Raw genomic sequence first — 19,429 nt, forward strand, 5'->3', positions numbered from 1 at the left:
ACAAAGTCAGAGATATTGTTATGCCTATTTTGAATAAATTTAATCAATTTACCCAGGCGGTACTGGATCAAATCACAGGAGCAGAGCAACCGAAACTTTATTACAACACGCATGGACAGATTAAGCATGTACTTGATCATCTGCCACAATTGCACCAGAAATATCGACCTACACCGTGGTTAAGCAACTCTCACGTGCATTTGCTGTATTTTGATGTGATTAAAAAGAAAACCATCAAACTGAAGTATGACCGTACAGACCAGCTGACCATGCAGGATGGTGGTGTTACAGCAGTCACCTGGCTGGGTTATGACTTACCGCAGAATGTCCCGACTATTGTGATTATGCATACCATTACAGGGACGCCTGAAAGTATGCGTGAACTGGTAAGAGATCTGCACGAATATACAGGATGGAGAATTGCGCTTTGCCTGCGCCGTGGTCATGCGGGTTTGCCGATGCCTGTGCCGCAGATGTCGATTTTTGGTTCAGTGTCAGACTTACGGGAACAACTTGATTTTATTCAGCAGACATTCCCTCAGTCAGAACTTTATGCTGTTGGTTCATCGGCAGGTACGGGGTTGTTGGTGCGTTATCTCGGTGAGGAGGGACTCGATACTCCGTTTAAAGCTGCTTTTGCCATGTGTCCAGGTTATGACACTGAGCTTGGCTTTAAAAATGTTCATCCTTTTTATACCAAAATTATGACTAAAAAACTGGTCAAGGCATTTATTCAACCCTATAAGCAGACCTGGAAAAAGGTCAGTTCAGTTCAGGCTGTGCTGAAAACAACAACGCTTGAAGAATTTCAGAATGAATATTATGAAATGGCAGGTTTCACTGATTATCAGCAGTATTCTCAGGCGACCAACCCTATTTATGTTTTTGAAAATGTAAAAATTCCTTTAATGGTTTTAAATGCTGAAGATGATCCTGTCTGTTCGATCAAAAATTTTGAGCCGTTTAAGCAGACCGTACAGCAGATGGAAAATATTGTCGTTGTTACCACCCGTAAAGGCAGTCATTGTGGTTTTTACGAGGGCTTACATACCCGTTCATGGGCATCGAAGTTAATGGCAGATTTTTTAAAGTTATATTGATTTAAAACTGATTCAAAAGTGTTAAAAATAAAGTCTGTTTCTACAGACTTTATTTTTTAGGATAAATGTTCAGTGGTGTTTTTATGATTCAGTACATTTTTGTAATGAAGCTGTACTTACATTTTCATGCTGCATCTGAATAAAAACGAGGATCAATGCAGCCAGGCTGAGTCCTGCACCAGTAAATGAAACAATGTGATAGCCAAAGCCCTGATTCAGCACGTATGCGCCTGCCACAGCACCTAAAGCATTTCCAAGATTAAATGCGCCGATATTGACAGAAGATGCAAGACCTGGAGCATCGTGGGCAACCGCCATTACCCGAATCTGCAACGGTGGAACCACAGCAAATGCTGCTGTACCCCATAAGATCAGTGCAATTGCAGCTCCAGTTGCAGTCGTTGCCAGTAAGGGAAACAGCAGCATCATCGCAGTGAGCATCAACAGAAAACCGATCAGGGTTTTATTGACAGACAGATCTGCAAACTTACCACCCAGGTGATTACCCACACTGAAACCTATACCGATCAATACCAGCATCAGGGTTATCAGCAAAGGAGAGGCATGAGTAAAGGTTTTCAGACTGGGCGCAATGTAGGTGTATAAAGTAAACATAGCACCCGCACTCATGACCGTAGTCAGCAGTGCCAGCAGAACAGGTTTACGTCCCAGTACTTTTAACTCGGACAGAATATCTGTTTTTTCGGTGTTTTTACCTTCTGGAATGGCTTTCCATACTGAAAACATAGTCAGTACGCCCAACAGGGAAATAGCTGTAAATGATATGCGCCATCCGATATTCTGACCTATCCAGGTCGCAAGTGGAACACCACCAATATTGGCAATCGTCAGTCCCATAAACATTGTCGCAACAGCCGATGCCTGTTTGTCTTTAGGAACGACACTTGCGGCTACAATGGAGCCAATTCCAAAAAATGCACCATGATTCAGACTGGTCAGGATACGTGCTGCCATCAGACTTAAAAAGTCAGGTGCAAACGTCGCACAGATATTGCCGACAGTAAAAATACCCATCAGTAATATCAGAGCAGTACGTTTGGAGTACCTGTTCAGTAATAACGTCATGACAGGTGCAGCAATCATCACACCTGTAGCGTATGCGCTGATCAGCAGTCCTGCCTGAGGAATGGAAATGGAAAGATCTGAAGCAATTTCAGGTAAAAAGCCCATTGGTGAAAATTCAGTGGTTCCAATGGCAAATGCACCAATGGCAAGCGCGAGAAGTGGATAATTGATTTTCATATCAGTCCCACTGCTCAGGTGCCAGTTCGGCAGGATTGACTTCCCGGCCATTACGCTCCAGTTGTGCAATTAACTGCATTTCTTCGGTACTCAGCTGAATGTCCACAGCTTTGAGATTTGCAGCCAGGTGTTCGCGTCTGGTTGAAGAAGGAATAACGGCATAACCTTTCTGTAAGGCCCAGGCGAGGGCAATCTGTGCTGTGGATGCCTCATGCTGTTGTGCAATACTGTGAAGCACAGGATCGTTCAGTACTTTTCCATACGCCAGTGTCATATAGGAAGTTACATCAATCTGCTGTGACTTCAGAAACTGACTCAGTTTTTCATTCTGCAGATAAGGGCTCAGTTCAATCTGACTGGTGGCAATATTTTCTGCTCCAACACTGTTTATTGCCTGTTGTGTCAGTTCAATATTGAAATTCGAAATACCAATATATTCAGTCAGTCCCAGTTTTTTTGCCTCAAGCAGATTCTGCATCATGTCATGAACAGAAATTCCAGACTTAGGTGCCGGCCAGTGGATTAAGGTCAGATTGACTGCATCTGTACGCAGTTTTTGCAGGCTGTCTTTTAAACTCGGAATCAGTTTTTCAGCTGAGAGATTTTCCGTCCATATTTTTGTGGTGATAAAGAGCTTTTCACGGGATATATGGCTTTGCTGAATGGCTTGTCCAACTTCAGTTTCATTGCCATAAATCTGAGCGGTATCAATGGCGTTATAACCCATTTCAAGTGCCATTTTTACAGAATCAATGACAGTCTGTCCTGTGAGTCTGAAGGTACCAACGCCAGTTTTTGGAAGAATCATGTTTTAAACTCAGTACAAATTTTCAATGACGCAATTCTGCATTTTCTTAACTTGATTAAAAATGGGTTAATCTGCAAAATATTGTTGACTAAAATTCAATAATGAATCAATGAAATCAACATTTGAAGAATTACAGGCTTTCGTAACTATCGTGGACAGTGGTTCGATTGTTGCTGCTGCGGAGCATCTGAGCCAGACAACTTCTGGTGTAAGTCGTGCTTTAAGCCGACTGGAAACCAAACTGAAAGTGACTCTGATTGAGCGTACAACCCGAAAACTGAAACTGACTCAGGAAGGGCAGCTGTTTCTTGAAAAAGCACGTAAAATTTTACATGATCTGGCAGAAGCTGAAGATTTATTGCAGAAATCGGATGAGGATATTTCAGGGCTGATTCGGGTGGATTCCGCTACGCCATTCATTCTGCATGTCATTGTGCCGCTGATGCATGAATTTATGCAGAAATATCCAAAAATTGAAATTGAACTGAATAATCATGATCAGATCATTGATTTACTGGAACATAAAACAGACGTTGCGATTCGTTTTGGTGAACTGAATGATTCAAGTTTACATGCAAAGCTGTTGTGCAGAAGCAGACTTTATCTGGTTGCAAGTGCTGAATATATAGAGCAGCATGGGCGTCCTTCAAAAACAGAAGAGCTTGTTGAGCATTCTCTGATTGGTTTCAGTCAGTCTCTGCATCTGAATACCTGGCCTGTTGAGTTAAACGGTATGCCATATACAGCACGACCTGCGATTAAAGCTTCAAATGGTGAAACAGTACGTCAGCTTGCCTTGGAAGGACTGGGGATCACATGTCTGTCACGCTTTCTGGTACAGGATGACTTAAACTCAGGCAGATTGGTCGCATTGCTTGAAGATCAGATCAAAATTGAATATCAAAAAATACATGTTGTGTATTATCAGCGTGAACATTTACCGAAAAGAGTGCGGTTGTTTATTGAATTTCTCGCTGAAAAACTGAAATCCTATCTGTAACGTAAGGGTCTGTTATTTTTATGACCGATAAAAAAACCGACAGTTGTCGGTTTTTTTACAGGATATATAAAGATCAGTTATCCAGTGCAGGTGTTGCAGCAGCAATTGCAGCAGCGACAGCATCATCCTCAGTCTGAGCACCTGAATTGTTTGGTTTAGGTTGTATCGCCTGAGTTGGTTTGTCTTCTGCTTTAACAGCTTCAGCTTTTACAGTAGGTCTTGTCTGCTCAGCTGCATTGGCTTCTGTTTGTGCAGGTCGTGTTTCACGACGGATTTCAGTTGTCGTGTTTTCAGTTTCATGACGTTCCACTTCTACATGCTCAGGAATCTCAGCAGCAGGTTCCGGGTCTACAGATTCAAGCGGTTCAAACTGAGCAGGTTCAGAAGCAGCAGCCTGTTGATTTTCAACCTGTTCCTGTTCGTCATCCTTAGGTGTCTCTTTCTTAACACATGCTGTAAAAAGAAGAGCCGTGGCAATTGCGCCACAAATTAAAAGTTTCTTATTCATAATTGCACTTAAACTAAAGCTGTAAAACGATGTCCGTAGTATAACAGCAAAATAGAATATGAAAATCATCACAGCTTGTGCAGTTTTTTTATCGGAAATGCTGATAGAATAACCAATTGTTTATTGTTCTATGAATTGATGTGAATTGACTTTGCTTTCCTGGTACAAGGTAAAGTAAAATCGCACAACATTGTAGGCCAATTTAGGCTCCATTGTACGAGAAACTTAATGACCCATTTTATATTCGTGACTGGTGGTGTTGTATCATCGCTGGGTAAAGGTATTTCAGCTGCTTCTGTTGCTGCACTTTTAGAAGCCCGTGGTTTAAAAGTAACCATGGTCAAAATGGATCCATACATTAATGTCGATCCTGGGACTATGAGCCCATTCCAGCATGGTGAAGTATTCGTCACTGAAGATGGCGCTGAAACAGATCTTGACCTGGGTTATTACGAACGTTTCTTACGTCGTGCGAAAATGACCAAACTGAACAACTTCACATCAGGTCGTGTGTATCAGGATGTTCTGAATAAAGAACGTCGTGGTGACTATCTGGGTGGTACAGTTCAGGTTATTCCCCATATTACGGATAATATTAAAGAACGTGTTCTTCGCGCAGGCGAAGGCTATGACGTGGCTATCGTGGAAATCGGTGGTACTGTAGGTGACATTGAATCTCTCCCATTCATGGAATCTGTACGTCAGTTAATGGTTGAACTGGGTCATAAGCGTACTATGCTTATGCATCTGACACTTCTTCCATACATCAAATCTGCTGCGGAACTTAAAACCAAGCCAACTCAGCACTCTGTAAAAGAACTGCTGTCTATCGGTATTCAGCCAGATATTCTGATCTGTCGTACTGAGCACGATGTTGATGCTGACACAACCCGTAAAATTGCACTGTTCACCAATGTTGAAGCGCGTGCAGTTGTCGTCTGTAAAGATGCCCGTTCAATCTACCAGATTCCACGTACTTTCTATGAGCAGAATGTTGACGATTTAATCTGTGAACGTTTCGGCTATAACGATTTACCAGAAGCTGATCTTACAGACTGGGACAATGTTGTAGAAGCACTGTTGAACCCGGAATATACCGTTCGTGTTGCGATGGTCGGTAAATATGTGGAACTGCCAGATGCTTATAAATCTGTCAATGAAGCACTTTTACATGCCGGCGTTAAAAACCGTGTGAAAGTTCAGATTGATTATGTCAACGCTGAAGAACTTGAAAGCCAGAACCCTGCTGAAGTATTGAAAGATGCTGATGCGATTCTTGTACCTGGTGGCTTTGGTGAACGTGGTACTGAAGGTAAAATGCAGGCAATCCAGTATGCACGTGAAAACAAAGTACCGTTTTTAGGTATTTGTTTAGGTATGCAGCTGGCTGTGATCGAATATGCACGTAATGTTGCAGGTATCAAGGATGCAACTTCAACGGAATTCAACCGTTCAACCAAATCACCATTGATTGGTCTGATCACAGAATGGCTGGATGAACGTGGTGAAGTACAGCAGCGCTCAGTAGAATCTGACCTTGGTGGAACCATGCGTCTGGGTGCTCAGAAGTCTGAACTGGTTGCAGGTACAAAAACTGCTGAAGTTTACGGCAAAGCGGAAATTGTTGAACGCCATCGCCATCGCTATGAAATGAACAACCGTTTCATTCCTGCGCTTGAAGCAGTGGGCATGAAAATTTCAGGTTATTCTCCTGTGCAGCATCTTGTTGAAACAGTAGAAATTCCTGACCATCCATGGTTTATTGCTGTACAATTCCATCCGGAATTTACAAGTTCACCTCGTGATGGACATCCATTATTTGCAGGCTTTATTGATGCTGCGAAAAAACAGTATCAGAAAGGCAAATAAGCTTTTAGCCCATTAAACCAGGAAGTTTAAATGTCACAATTAAAAGCACAGGAAATTGTACGTTTAGGCGATATACAGATGGCAAACCACTTGCCATTTGTATTATTCGGCGGAATGAATGTACTCGAGTCAAAAGATTTAGCTTTTGAAATTGCAGAAACTTATGTGGATATCTGCACACGTTTAGGAATTCCTTACGTGTTCAAAGCAAGCTTTGATAAAGCTAACCGTTCAAGCCTGCATTCCTTTCGGGGTCCAGGTCTTGAAAAAGGTTTAGAGTGGCTGGCGGACATTAAAAAACATTTTAATGTACCGATCATTACGGATGTACATGAGCCATATCAGGCAGCTCCTGTTGCTGAAGTTGCTGACATTATTCAGCTTCCTGCTTTTTTAAGCCGTCAGACTGACCTTGTTGAAGCAATGGCAAAAACGCAAGCCATTATCAACATCAAAAAAGCACAGTTTCTTGCACCACATGAAATGCGCCATATTCTGCATAAGTGTCTGGAAGCAGGCAATGACAAGCTGATTCTTTGTGAGCGTGGTTCTGCATTTGGCTACAACAATCTTGTTGTGGACATGCTGGGCTTTGACATCATGAAAGAAATGGAAGTACCGGTTTTCTTTGATGTAACACATGCTTTACAGACACCAGGTGGTCGTGCAGATTCTGCCGGTGGCCGTCGTGCGCAGATTACAACACTGGCACGCGCAGGAATGGCAACAGGACTTGCGGGTCTGTTCCTTGAAGCACATCCAGATCCTGAGCATGCAAAATGTGATGGTCCTTGTGCTTTACGCCTGTCTCAGCTTGAACCGTTCCTGGCACAGATCAAGGAACTGGATACGTTGGTCAAAGGCTTTAAAAAACTGGATACACACTAAAAATTTAACCTTGTGCTGCGTACTGCGCAGTCTATATTAATCAACCGAGGAATTGTTCATGAGCCAAATCGTTGACATTCGTGCACGTGAAATTTTGGACTCTCGTGGTAACCCAACCATCGAAGCAGACGTAATCTTAGACTCTGGCGTTGTTGGCCGTGCATGTGCACCATCTGGTGCTTCAACTGGTTCTCGTGAAGCTTTGGAACTTCGTGACGGCGACAAATCACGTTACTTAGGTAAAGGTGTCCGTACTGCTGTTCAAAACGTAAATGGTTCAATCAAAGACCTGTTAAAAGGTCAGAACGTATTTGAACAGAAAGCGCTTGATGACAAAATGATTGCGCTTGATGGTACTGAAAATAAAGAAAAATTAGGTGCAAACGCAACTTTAGCGGTTTCTTTAGCTGCTGCACGTGCTGCTGCAACTGAAAAGAAAACTGAACTGTTCCAGTATATCGCCGACTTACGTGGCCAGACGACTCTGTTTATGCCTGTACCAATGATGAACATCATCAATGGTGGTTCGCATGCGGACAATAACGTTGATATTCAGGAATTCATGATTGAGCCAGTAGGTTTTACATCATTTGCTGAAGCTTTACGTGCAGGCGCTGAAATTTTCCATTCATTAAAATCAGTTTTAAACAAAAAAGGTTTAAACACTGCTGTTGGTGATGAAGGTGGTTTTGCTCCGAACTTACGTTCAAACGAAGAAGCAATCACTGTCATTCTTGAAGCGATTTCACAGACTGGTTATAAAGCTGGTTCTGATATCATGCTGGCACTGGACTGTGCATCTTCAGAATTCTACAAAAATGGTCAGTACATCCTTGCAGGTGAAGGCAACAAAGCATTCACAAGCAACCAGTTTGCAGACTATCTTGCAGGTCTGGTAAACCAGTATCCAATCATCTCGATTGAAGATGGTCTGGATGAATCTGACTGGGAAGGATGGTCTTATCTGACATCTGTTCTTGGCGATAAAATCCAGCTGGTTGGTGATGATCTGTTCGTTACAAATCCTAAGATTTTACAGCGCGGTATTGATGAGAAAGTGGGTAACTCCATCCTGATCAAATACAACCAGATCGGTACATTGACTGAAACTCTGGATGCAATCTATCTTGCGAAAGCAAATGGTTACTCTACTGTTATTTCTCACCGTTCTGGTGAAACTGAAGATTCTACAATTGCAGATCTTGCAGTAGGTACAGCAGCGGGTCAGATCAAAACTGGTTCACTTTGCCGTTCTGACCGTGTAGCAAAATATAACCAATTACTTCGTATTGAAGAATTGACTCATGCTGCTTATCGCGGTAAAGCTGAGTTCAAAGGTTTGAACTAAGCGATTGAATGTCATTTATGTTAAATGTCTTCGGCTCCACAGCGAGCAAAATGTTACTGGGCCTTGCGATCATTCTGATCGCAGGGTTTCAGTACCTTTTCTGGTTTGGTGAAGGTGGTTACCGCGAACACCAGCAACTTTCTCAAAAAATACAACAACAGACAGAATTAAATAATGAGCTTAAGGAGCGTAACCGCGTTCTGGCGGCAGAAGTGTATGATCTGAAAAATGGCGTGGAAGCCATTGAGGAACATGCCCGTTTAGATCTCGGCTTGATTAAGCCACATGAAACATTTATTCAGATGAGTACGATCAGTACACAGTATCGACCGATATATATAGATCCAAATTCCAAAGTTGATTTAAGAACCAATGAAGATGGTTCGGCAGAACTGGCGGCACCACTGGATGAGTGGTAATCTTTGGGGCATTGTCCCTGCCGCAGGGTCAGGAAGCCGTTTCTCTGCTACAGCGTTAAAACAATATCAGAAGATTCAGGGTAAAACTGTTCTTGAACATACCATTGAGCGTTTAAATACTCTGGAACTCACGGGTTATGTGATTGCAATATCTGAAAATGATGTGCTCGCAAAAACGCTGGCATTCAGTCATCAGGAGCGCGCTCATTTTTGTTCAGGTGGACAGGAAAGAGTTCATTCAGTACTGAATGCCTTGAATTATCTGAGTCAGTTTGCATCCGACGATGATCTGGTTTTTGTTCATGATGCTGCCCGTCCTTGTGTGACCGAGAGCTGTCTCAGAGAGATGGTTCAGACAGCACAGCATGAGCAGAGCAGTGCAATTCTTGCGATTCCTGTCCGTGATACACTTAAGCTTGCCAGTCAGAATGAAATTCAGCAGACCGTGAGCCGTGATCATTTATGGCAGGCACAGACGCCCCAGATTTCTAAAATTGGTATTTTAAAAGCTGCGATTGAACATGCATTGCAGAATGATTTAAATATTACTGATGAAGCCAGTGCGCTTGAGTTTTCAGGTCATCCTGTAAAAATTGTACATGGTCGGTCAGACAATATTAAAATTACTTATCCAGATGATCTGGAACTCGCGGATCTGATTCTCAGTGCACAGCACTGAGGTTGTATGACTCAGATTCTTCCTGTTTGATGACACAAAATTATCAAGCTTTGTGATTTTCAGTCCGTAATTTTAATTTTATAATTTCGGATTGGTTTTTGTTGAAATATTTCAGATGATCCCTTCACAGCAGTATCGTTTTTTGCGTCAGGCTTTGCGTGACGGAAGAAGCATAAAGACAGACTCTTCTCGGTGGACAAAACTGCACCTGGACCCGTGGTTATTGTGCTTTCTGATTTTGAACTCGATACTGGGATTGATGGTGATCTACAGCGCAACAGCTGCCGACACTGCAATGGTCATGCGTCAGGCTATCAGCTTTGGTGTTGGTTTTACACTGCTGTTTATCTGCGCTCAGATACCTCCCAAGGTCTATCAGACCATCTGTCCTTATCTGTACATGATTGCGATATTTTTATTGCTCGTGGTTCTTGCTGTCGGTGAAACACGAATGGGGGCAAAACGCTGGATTTCATTGCCCGGCATAGGCAGTATGCAGCCCAGTGAGTTTATGAAATTTGCATTGCCCTTAATGATGGCATGGTATTTTTCCAAATATGCTTTTCCACCAAAGTTTGTCAATATTGTTATTGCTTTGGTCATGATGCTGGTACCGTTTATACTGGTTGCTTTACAGCCTGACTTAAATATCGGTTTGATTATTCCTGGTATTTTTGTACTGTTTTTAAGCGGTATGTCATGGTCACTGATTCTGGGTTCGCTCTCTGCTCTTGCGGTAGCAGCACCATTTTTATGGATTTTCTTTTTACAGGAATATCAGAAAAAGCGTGTGCTGACACTGTTTGATCCTGAGTCTGATGCACTTGGTGCGGGCTGGAACATTATTCAGTCCAAAATCGCAATTGGTTCTGGTGGTATTTCGGGTAAAGGATATCTGTCCGGTACACAGTCACATTTAGGGTATTTACCTGAACATCATACTGACTTCATCATGTCGACCTATGCTGAAGAATTCGGATTTATTGGTGTTTTTATTTTATTCAGCCTGTTTGCCGCCATTATTATCCGTTGTCTGATGATTGGATTGAACTGTTTTCATAATTTTGGACGTCTGTATGCTGGTGCAGTTGGTCTGACATTTTTCTTCTTTGTATTTTTAAACTCAGGTATGGTCAGTGGGATTTTACCTGTGACTGGTGACCCATTGCCTCTGATGAGTTATGGGGGAACAGCGGTGATAACCATGCTGGCGAGTATGGGGATTGTGATGTCCATACATACACATAAGTAGTAGACTGTTATATTTTAAAGCCTCATTCTGATGAGGCTTTTTTATTTGTAGTATTGAGTTCAGATCAGAATATTCTGTTCAAATCAGATCAATACATTCCGCCGTATTGAAATAAGAAAAGGATAAAAGATGCAGGGCTTAAGAACTGATCAGATGAATTATCTGCATTTCGGAAAATAACACTTCACTTTGTACAAAATATGGCATATACATTGCTATACAACAAGGAAGAATTATTGCAGGAGAGAAGTCTTCTGTAGACTCGCCGAAGGAGCAACGACCCCGGAAACTCTCAGGCAGAAGGACTGTAATAATTACAAAAAATCTGGAGAGAAGTCACTGTAAATCATACAGATGGCTCACCGAAGGGGATGGGGTTATTCAAAATCAGTTGAATAACATCCGAAGCTCTCAGGTACCAATGACAGATGGGGCATGCTTGAAAAAGTGCATAAAAACCATGCATTTCAAAGGAGTGTGCGTATGTGTCATGTGGTCGTTATTGGTTCAGGAATTACAGGTGTAACTTCTGCTTATGAGCTTGCCCAGCTGGGTTATCAGGTTACGGTTATTGATAAACATCTGTTTCCTGCAATGGAGACTTCTTTTGCCAATGGCGGGCAGTTATCTGCCTGTAATGCAGAAGTCTGGAATCAGAAATCCACGGTGCTCAAAGGCATAAAATGGATGTCGCGCAAAGATGCCCCACTTTTGCTCAACCCATCTTTTGATCTGCATAAATATGCATGGTTAATGGAATTTCTTGGAAATATTAAACATTATCAGTCCAACACACATGAAACTGTGCGTCTGGCGCTGTTAGCGCGTGAGCGTCTGTTCAGTATTGCTGAACAGGAAGGGATTGATTTTAATCTGGAAAAAAAAGGTATTTTGCATTTTTATCATACCGAGCAGGATTATGCAGTAGCGACTAGTGTCAACAATATGCTCTGTGATGGTGGGCTTGAGCGATATGCCGTGACTCCTGAAGAAATGAAATCGATCGAACCGACCCTGACAGGGGAATATTATGGTGGATTTTATTGTCCAGGAGATGCCACTGGTGATATCCATAAATTTACAACGGGACTTGCAAAAGCCACCGAAAAATATGGTGTGAAATATTTATTTGGTATGGAAGTGGTTGATGTGCAGCACCATTCAAAGGGTGTCACCATTCAGTATCGGGCAAGTATGGAAAATATGCAGGGTGGAGCTGCTGCTTTTGAAGAATTACAGGCAGATGCTGTTGTCGTCTGTGGTGGTGTTGGTAGTTATGAACTGGCAAATAAACTTGGAGATCGGGTGAATGTATATCCTGTGAAAGGGTATTCAATCACTGTCCAGCTTGATGATGAGCGAAGTATAAAAGGTGCTCCATGGGTGAGTCTGCTGGATGAAAGTGCCAAAATTGTCACTTCACGACTCGGTGAAAACCGTTTCCGTGTTGCAGGAACTGCTGAATTTAATGGTTATAACAGAGATATCCGTTCTGACCGTATCCAGCCTTTGATTGACTGGGTGAATAAAAACTTTGATATTTCCACTGAGCACAGCGTTCCCTGGGCAGGTTTAAGACCGATGATGCCCAATATGATGCCAGTGGTCAGACGAGGAAAGCGGGAGCGGGTTTTTTATAATACAGGACACGGTCATCTGGGATGGACACTTTCAGCAGCAACAGCGGTGATGATCAGTCAGGAAGTTGCCAGTCATCATCCTGTCTGATTTCAGCTGATATGCAGAAAACAGCGATTTGCGTATGTTTTCTGCAGAATCAGATCATGTTTTTCAGGATTTATTTGTGATGGCAATACGCATCAGACTCTCTTGAGTACAGCTGCATACAAGCAGACCATTCTGCCAGAACTGCCCTGAATTCATTCCCCGTGCATTTGAACTGATTGTGGATTCAATACTGTATTTCAGCCATTGATCGGCAGCGAATGGTTGATGAAAATACAGACTGTGATCCAGGCTTGCACTGATCAGTCCAGGAGACAGGTAGCTCATTGCATGTGGTTTCAGTGCGGCAGTGAGTAATTCATAGTCAGACATATAGGCAACAATAGCCTGATGGAACATGGTCTGGTTAAATTCTGGTGGTATATCTTCGAGTGTTTTTAAGTACTCGATATGCCCTGTGACCGCATGTGGAAGAATAACAAAACCGGCTGTACTGACAGGTCTGATTTCAATATTGAATGGTGTCAGAAATATTTCGCGATAAGGCTCTGGAACCTGATCTGCATATTCTGCTTTCCATTCTTCTTCTGTTTTTAAAGCCTCTGGAGGAACCGCTTCTGGTTCAGCCTGTTGATAATGTGGTGCATCCTCAGGATCACAGTGAGAAATAAAAGCTGAGAAAATGATTTCACCCTGCTGAAATGCTCTGATCTGCGCAGTATAAAAAGCCGGGCTTTTTCTGAGCTGCTGAACTTCATAAAGGACTGTACTGTCTGCATCTCCGGCTTTGAGGAAGTATGCATGCAGTGAGTGTACTGGTTTATTGCAGGTACTGGATGAGGCAATAATAGACTGGGCTAAGAGCTGTCCTCCAAAAATACGGGAACCGAATAGGGGCAGGCTTGGTGCTTTAAAAAGATAGCTGTCTATTTTTTCAAGTTTCAGTAAATGGAAAAGTTCATGTGTTAAAGCATCCATAGAGAACGGCATCCCCATTAAAGTTGACCAATGATTTGCAGTCTCCCTGGGTCTTAGTCATACAGACGGTAGACTCCTGCAAATCTCTCGCATCCTTTCTGTTCTGTTTTTATTGATAATATCGCTTTACTGTAATTGAACTGATAAGCGCAGTCATGTTCATTGTCTGTAATATTGTTCTTTTTTTCAGGTGTGGTGTAGGCAAGAAAGGAAACAGTCTGTGTTTCCAGTTTGTTGTTGGGACTGCGATAAGCGAGCCCTTCGATTTTAATGCTGTCTTTACTGAGCTGATGTACCTGTATATGAACAGGTGAGGGCGCGAGCTGTCCGTGTTCAAACTTTAAATAGTGTGAAGTCAGTGTCTGATTGAGTGAGGTATAAAAATTCAGATCATCGGTACGGATTTCGAACTGATTTTTAAAGCAGCTCATACTTTTACATTGCTGAAGCCGCTTGAACCACAGAGTGTGAGTGTCCTGCAAAAGTTGCAATGGCGCATCGCTGACATACAGTGCAGTCTGATAATGGGTTGCAAGTTTTTCACGGATTTCATCAAACTCTGAAGAACAGATTTTTTTAAGTGCAGAAGATGTTTTATCTGTGCAGTCAATTTCCTGACTGTACGCCTGGCTGGTACATAAAAAGCCCAGAAAGAACAAAGTACCTAAAGATTTGATGATTTTAAAGTCGGTTTTCAACAGCATGATCGCTTATACTTTCACTACGTTGTGCTGAGCTAACTATAGCGAATCAGCGAGCTTGAATACAAGATTTCAATCATATATTTCTGAGGGAAATAACAGTGGTCGCACAGATAAGAATAGGTCAGGGACTTGATGTTCATGCTTTTGAGGAAGGAGATTTCGTCACACTTGCGGGCGTGAAAATTCCGCATACCCATGGTTTAAAAGCACATTCTGATGGTGATGTGGTGCTGCATGCACTGTGTGATGCTTTACTGGGGGCTTTGGCACTGGGAGATATCGGACAGCATTTTCCAGATACAGATGCTGCTTTTAAAGGTGCGGACAGTCGGGTATTGCTGAAACATGTGTATCAGCTGATTCTGGACAGAGGATATGTGCTGAATAATGCTGATATTACTGTGGCTTGTGAACGCCCAAAGCTGGCAAAGCATAATGCTGAAATGAGACAGAGTATTGCGGATGTGCTGAATGTAAATATCAATCAGATCAGTATAAAAGCAACGACGACTGAACAGCTGGGCTTTACAGGACGTCAGGAAGGAATTCTCTCCACAGCAACCGTTCTGATCTCGCATGCATGAGAGTCACTTTCGGGCTGTGCTGGATTGATGATAAAAACCCTTTTTAAGTAAAGGGTTTTTATTGAACGGAAATGTGGCTGGGAAATCTGTTCAGCTCGTCCAGAGTTCTCAGGAAAAATGATCCGCATGCATTAAGGAATGCTGAAGTTCACGTGTGGCTTTACGACCCTGTAACTGTAAGGATACGGCATGGATTAAACCTGTCCAGGTCTCATTAGGTTCCCATATTTTATGCAGTTGCTCCTGAGCGTCCGGCATTTCTATATCCATGTAATACTGTCGGTACAGATACATGAGGCTGGCAACACGATGATTTTCTGTACAGTGCAGCCAGACGGTCTGTTCCTGAACCAGATGGTCTATCATATCCAGTACAAGCAGGCACTGGTCATCTGATGGGGTATCCCATGAAATTGGTACCTGAATATAGTGCAGTCCGACTTCAAGGCAATTACGGTCTTCGTGGAGCAGATGATTTTCATCATCGGTTAATGCCAGATTAATGATGGTATTTACACCATATTCTTTAATCAGTTTCAGCTGTTCCGCTGTTGGCTGACCGGATGTAAACAGGTGTTCGTGTATAAACTGGAATTTTTTAATCTGGCAAAGACTGTTTTCAATCTCATTCATGGCATGTTGTTCTAAAGTAATAACCTCCACTATAAAATAAAAACGCCATCATGACGATGGCGTTTTTCACTGTTTAGCGATTTGGCAGTATGTCTTTTAAGGCATCATGCATTTCAAGCAGGGCTTTTTCAGTGGTTTCCCAGTCAATGCATCCATCGGTCACGGATTTTCCGTATTCGAGGTCACACAGATTTTCAGGAATATCCTGACGACCACCTTTTAAGTGGCTTTCAACCATAATACCGACAATGGATTTGTTACCTTCCAGAATCTGTTCTGTAATATTTTTCAGTACCAGAGGCTGTAGGTATGGATCTTTGTTTGAGTTAGCATGACTGGTGTCAATCATGATTTTAGTGCTGACTTTTGCTTTAGCCAAAGCATTTTCTGCTTCTGCGACAGAGCCTGCATCATAGTTCGGTTTACCGTTACCACCACGAAGAACAACGTGGGCATAAGGGTTGCCGTTGGTACGGATGACAGAAACCTGACCTTCATTATTTAAGCCCAGGAAGCTGTGACCGTGTTTAACAGACTGCATTGCGTTGGTTGCAACTGTTAAGCCACCGTCAGTACCATTTTTGAAACCGACAGGAGAGGAAAGTCCTGATGACATTTCACGGTGTGTCTGGCTTTCAGTAGTACGTGCACCAATAGCAGACCAGGAAATCAGATCCTGATAATACTGCGGTGAGTTTGGATCAAGTGCTTCAGTTGCACATGGCAGACCTTTTTCGTTCAGTTCCAACAGAAGCTCACGACCCAGGCGTAATCCTTTTTCAATATTGAAAGAGTCATTCATGTCCGGGTCATTGATCAGACCTTTCCAGCCCACTGTAGTACGTGGTTTTTCAAAATATACGCGCATAACGACATAAATGGTGCCTTTGATTTTTTCACTCAGTACTTTCAGACGGTCTGCATACTCATGCGCTGCTGTAGTGTCGTGAATAGAGCAGGGGCCAATGACAACAAAAATACGTTTATCATTGCCATCCAGGATATTTCGGACGGTTTCACGACCTTTCAGAACAGTTTGGTAGGCTTTTTCATTCAGAGGTAACTCTTTTTTCAGTTCTGCTGGAGTTACGAGTGGCTGAATGCTTTGAACATTCACGTCATCAATGTCTGATTGTGTAATAGGTGTAGACTGTATTGTATTCATCGCCGTCACTGGTATTAGAAGGTGGTACAGATGTGTTTCGGTTGCCCGAATATAACATGTTTTGATCAATTTATTACTATAAATAAATCATTAAATACTTACACAGTATTCATAATAAATAGTTATGAATCAGACTGTCTGCTGCTGATTGATCTGCACTGTCATGACAGTCTGGGATTTTTCCACAGGTTTGGCTTTAACTGGATGTAAAATAAAGTTAATTCCAAGAGCAAACAGAGTAATTCCCAGGATCTTACGGATCAGTTTTTCTGGTAAACGTGAGCTGATCAGTGTGCCGACAATAATCGCTGGAATTGAACCCAGTAACAGCCATCCAAGCAGATGAAAATCGACATTTCCCGAAGTCATGTGAGCAAATCCTGCTACAGAAGTCAGTAAGACTGCATGTACGACATCTGAACCGATAATACGGATCATCGGCAGATTTGGGAACATCAGAATCAAAGCCATAATACCAAAAGCACCAGCACCAACTGAAGACAGGGTGACAAATACTCCAAGTACGATGCCCATAATTACAACATAAGTCTGTTTGCCCTGGATGTTGAACTCGACCTGTTCCTGCTGTTCAGAAAGCTCACTTTTGCGGAATTTTGCAAAAAAGCGTTCGATCTGAGAGCGGAAAATAATGGAAATCCCTGTCAGTGTCAGCATAAAGCCAAGTACTGTGGTCAGTACCATTTTATAATGCGTGGACTGACTCAGATAGTTGTCCAGAATCCAGTGGGTGATGAATGATGCAGGAACACTGCCCAGTGCCAGCCATAAGACAATAGGCCACACAATATTCAGTTTTTTGGCATGCACCAGAGAACCACAGAATTTTGAAATAGCAGCGTAGAGCAGATCTGTACCAATCGCGATATGAGGCTCAATACGGAAAAGACTGATGAGTATGGGCGTCATTAATGAGCCACCACCTACGCCAGTAATCCCAACACAGAAACCAACCAGAACGCCTGCCAGAATAAATTCAATAGGACCAAACATCACAAAAAACCAGATATCAGAAAACAGGCATATCTTATGACTATTTCATATAAGTGGTTGTCTTGATTATTGATTTGCTTATTCAAAAAAATGCTAAAGTTTTTGTTGGTTAGTGGCACAGTTCGGAATAACTTATTCACGCTGTAACAGAGGGGAATGATCGGCAGCATCTGAATTGTTTTGATATTTTCCTTTGAGCGTTTAAAAACACAGTATTCAGCTGCTTCACCATATTCATCTGTAGATGTAGAAAAAGCCGATGAGAGTACGCATCGTAAGCATACAGGGAAACTTTATGCAGTTTTGAAAAGCGCTATGTTATGATTCCTGCAAAACAATTTGAGGCGAAGGCTCTTGCTGAACAGAAAACTGAAAATCGGAATGGTGGTGGGAGAAGTTTCTGGTGATACACTGGGAGCAAAACTTATTCGTCGTTTTCGTGAGCAGGGAATTGAAGCAGAGTTTGAGGGAATTGGTGGTCCTCAAATGATCGCTGAAGGCTTTAAAAGTTATTATCCGATGGATATTCTTTCGGTCATGGGTATTGTTGAAGTTCTCAAAGACCTGAAAAAACTGTTTGCTGTCCGTGATGGGCTGGTGGAGACATGGAGTCAGAATCCAGTCGATGTCTTTATTGGTATTGATGCACCGGATTTTAATTTACGGCTTTCTAAAAGTTTAAAACAGAAAAATCTCCCTATAAAAACAGTTCAGTATGTCAGTCCATCTGTATGGGCATGGCGTCAGGGGCGTGTACATGGCATAAAGGCGAGTATTGACCTCGTACTGTGTCTGTTTCCATTTGAAAAAGCATTTTATGGAAAATGGGGAGTTCCTGCGGCATTTGTCGGACATCCTCTGGCATCACAGCTGCCTTTACAGAATGATCTGCTGGAAGCAAAACAGGAACTTGGTCTGGAACTGTCACAGAAGCATATAGCATTGTTGCCTGGTAGCCGTCGTGGTGAAATTGAGCGACTTGGTCCTGTTGTTCTGGGCGCAGCAGAAATACTTAATAAAAAATATCCTGAATATGAATTTCTGATTCCTGCAATCAATGAAGCTAGAAAACAACAGATTGAAGCATTGCTGACGGGTTATTCAGATGCTCTGAAATCCCGTGTCCGTATTATGGAAAATACAGATATTGAATCCCGTATTGGACGTCAGGTCATGAATGCATCAAATATTGTGGCGCTGGCATCCGGTACTGCAACACTTGAGGCAATGCTGCTGCATAGACCAATGGTGACTTTTTACAAACTGAACTGGCTGACGTATGTGATTGCAAAAATGCTGATAAAGATTCCTTATTATTCTTTGCCTAACATCATTGCAGGAAAAAAAGTCATTCAGGAACTGATTCAGTCAGATGCGACACCTGACCAGCTTGCTGCTGAAATAGAAAAGCTGATGAATGTGGAAACTGCACAGATTCAGGTGATGCAGCACATCACCATGCATAAGCAGTTACTGTCAGGAAACAGTGAAGACCCGGTACAGGCAGTTCTGAGTATTCTGTCATTCAGCTGAG

General features: G+C 42.4%; 19 protein-coding genes and 1 riboswitch. Of the genes, 11 read left to right on the forward strand and 8 right to left on the reverse strand.

Features of this window, described 5'->3' with window-relative positions:
- The first annotated feature begins 20 nt into the window (after window positions 1-20).
- Window positions 21-1,100 carry a YheT family hydrolase gene (locus CDG60_RS08095; protein WP_087511622.1) on the forward strand — a complete coding sequence of 360 codons (1,080 nt, stop codon included), beginning with the start codon at window positions 21-23 and terminating at the stop codon, window positions 1,098-1,100.
- Window positions 1,101-1,181: 81 nt separating this feature from the next.
- Here CDG60_RS08095 and CDG60_RS08100 read toward each other — a convergent pair whose 3' ends face one another.
- Window positions 1,182-2,363 (reverse strand): MFS transporter, encoded by a 1,182-nt coding sequence (locus CDG60_RS08100; protein WP_087511623.1) that lies wholly within the window; start codon window positions 2,361-2,363, stop codon window positions 1,182-1,184.
- A gap of 1 nt (window position 2,364) precedes the next feature.
- Window positions 2,365-3,171, reverse strand: a complete 807-nt coding sequence (gene dkgB, locus CDG60_RS08105; protein WP_087511624.1) for a 2,5-didehydrogluconate reductase DkgB — start codon at window positions 3,169-3,171, stop codon at window positions 2,365-2,367.
- A gap of 109 nt (window positions 3,172-3,280) precedes the next feature.
- Between dkgB and CDG60_RS08110 the strand changes: the two genes are divergently transcribed.
- Complete coding sequence (locus tag CDG60_RS08110; RefSeq protein WP_087511625.1) at window positions 3,281-4,171, forward strand: LysR family transcriptional regulator; 891 nt, start codon at window positions 3,281-3,283, stop codon at window positions 4,169-4,171.
- Window positions 4,172-4,244: 73 nt separating this feature from the next.
- Here the strand turns inward: CDG60_RS08110 and CDG60_RS08115 are convergent, their stop codons facing one another.
- Window positions 4,245-4,679, reverse strand: coding sequence for an internalin (locus tag CDG60_RS08115; RefSeq protein WP_087511626.1), 435 nt, complete (start codon window positions 4,677-4,679; stop codon window positions 4,245-4,247).
- 228 nt (window positions 4,680-4,907) lie between these two features.
- Between CDG60_RS08115 and pyrG the strand changes: the two genes are divergently transcribed.
- From pyrG to CDG60_RS08150, 7 genes are all read left to right on the forward strand, one after another.
- Window positions 4,908-6,548, forward strand: coding sequence for a CTP synthase (gene pyrG / locus CDG60_RS08120; RefSeq protein ID WP_087511627.1), 1,641 nt, complete (start codon window positions 4,908-4,910; stop codon window positions 6,546-6,548).
- A gap of 30 nt (window positions 6,549-6,578) precedes the next feature.
- Window positions 6,579-7,436, forward strand: a complete 858-nt coding sequence (gene kdsA, locus CDG60_RS08125) for a 3-deoxy-8-phosphooctulonate synthase (protein ID WP_087511628.1) — start codon at window positions 6,579-6,581, stop codon at window positions 7,434-7,436.
- Between the two features lie 58 nt (window positions 7,437-7,494).
- On the forward strand, window positions 7,495-8,784 hold the full coding sequence (gene eno, locus CDG60_RS08130; protein WP_087511629.1) for a phosphopyruvate hydratase: 1,290 nt from the start codon (window positions 7,495-7,497) through the stop codon (window positions 8,782-8,784).
- Window positions 8,785-8,801: 17 nt separating this feature from the next.
- The gene (locus tag CDG60_RS08135; protein ID WP_087550358.1) at window positions 8,802-9,203 is read left to right on the forward strand and encodes a septum formation initiator family protein; all 402 of its coding nucleotides are present in this window, start codon (window positions 8,802-8,804) and stop codon (window positions 9,201-9,203) included.
- Window positions 9,163-9,882 carry a 2-C-methyl-D-erythritol 4-phosphate cytidylyltransferase gene (ispD, locus tag CDG60_RS08140; RefSeq protein ID WP_406565310.1) on the forward strand — a complete coding sequence of 240 codons (720 nt, stop codon included), beginning with the start codon at window positions 9,163-9,165 and terminating at the stop codon, window positions 9,880-9,882. Before CDG60_RS08135 ends, ispD begins: the two co-directional genes overlap by 41 nt.
- Before the next feature lie 115 nt (window positions 9,883-9,997).
- Window positions 9,998-11,134, forward strand: a complete 1,137-nt coding sequence (gene rodA / locus CDG60_RS08145; protein WP_087511726.1) for a rod shape-determining protein RodA — start codon at window positions 9,998-10,000, stop codon at window positions 11,132-11,134.
- Between the two features lie 229 nt (window positions 11,135-11,363).
- Window positions 11,364-11,452, forward strand: a riboswitch (glycine riboswitch).
- A gap of 117 nt (window positions 11,453-11,569) precedes the next feature.
- Window positions 11,570-12,862, forward strand: coding sequence for a D-amino acid dehydrogenase (locus tag CDG60_RS08150; RefSeq protein ID WP_118868737.1), 1,293 nt, complete (start codon window positions 11,570-11,572; stop codon window positions 12,860-12,862).
- Window positions 12,863-12,925: 63 nt separating this feature from the next.
- On the opposite strand, the gene CDG60_RS08155 is transcribed toward CDG60_RS08150, so the two are convergent.
- Together CDG60_RS08155 and CDG60_RS08160 are read right to left on the reverse strand one after the other, a co-directional pair.
- Entirely contained in the window at window positions 12,926-13,798 is an 873-nt protein-coding gene (locus CDG60_RS08155) for an acyl-CoA thioesterase (RefSeq protein ID WP_160117003.1), read from the reverse strand.
- A gap of 53 nt (window positions 13,799-13,851) precedes the next feature.
- Window positions 13,852-14,502 carry an A1S_1983 family putative colistin resistance protein gene (locus CDG60_RS08160; RefSeq protein ID WP_087511633.1) on the reverse strand — a complete coding sequence of 217 codons (651 nt, stop codon included), beginning with the start codon at window positions 14,500-14,502 and terminating at the stop codon, window positions 13,852-13,854.
- Between the two features lie 98 nt (window positions 14,503-14,600).
- Here CDG60_RS08160 and ispF point away from each other — a divergent pair, with 98 nt between their 5' ends.
- Window positions 14,601-15,086 (forward strand): 2-C-methyl-D-erythritol 2,4-cyclodiphosphate synthase, encoded by a 486-nt coding sequence (gene ispF / locus CDG60_RS08165; protein WP_087511634.1) that lies wholly within the window; start codon window positions 14,601-14,603, stop codon window positions 15,084-15,086.
- A gap of 108 nt (window positions 15,087-15,194) precedes the next feature.
- On the opposite strand, the gene CDG60_RS08170 is transcribed toward ispF, so the two are convergent.
- The 3 genes from CDG60_RS08170 to CDG60_RS08180 all read right to left on the reverse strand — a co-directional run bounded on the left by CDG60_RS08170 (window position 15,195) and on the right by CDG60_RS08180 (window position 17,895).
- Entirely contained in the window at window positions 15,195-15,719 is a 525-nt protein-coding gene (locus CDG60_RS08170; RefSeq protein WP_087511635.1) for a protein tyrosine phosphatase family protein, read from the reverse strand.
- A gap of 73 nt (window positions 15,720-15,792) precedes the next feature.
- Window positions 15,793-16,884: a 3-deoxy-7-phosphoheptulonate synthase gene (locus CDG60_RS08175; protein ID WP_087511636.1), complete on the reverse strand. Its 1,092-nt coding sequence runs from the start codon at window positions 16,882-16,884 to the stop codon at window positions 15,793-15,795.
- Between the two features lie 129 nt (window positions 16,885-17,013).
- Window positions 17,014-17,895 carry a sulfite exporter TauE/SafE family protein gene (locus tag CDG60_RS08180; protein WP_087511637.1) on the reverse strand — a complete coding sequence of 294 codons (882 nt, stop codon included), beginning with the start codon at window positions 17,893-17,895 and terminating at the stop codon, window positions 17,014-17,016.
- Window positions 17,896-18,249: 354 nt separating this feature from the next.
- Between CDG60_RS08180 and lpxB the strand changes: the two genes are divergently transcribed.
- Window positions 18,250-19,428, forward strand: a complete 1,179-nt coding sequence (gene lpxB, locus CDG60_RS08185; protein ID WP_087511638.1) for a lipid-A-disaccharide synthase — start codon at window positions 18,250-18,252, stop codon at window positions 19,426-19,428.
- Window position 19,429 lies beyond the last annotated feature (1 nt).

This window comes from Acinetobacter chinensis (genome assembly GCF_002165375.2).
Lineage (GTDB): Bacteria > Pseudomonadota > Gammaproteobacteria > Pseudomonadales > Moraxellaceae > Acinetobacter > Acinetobacter chinensis.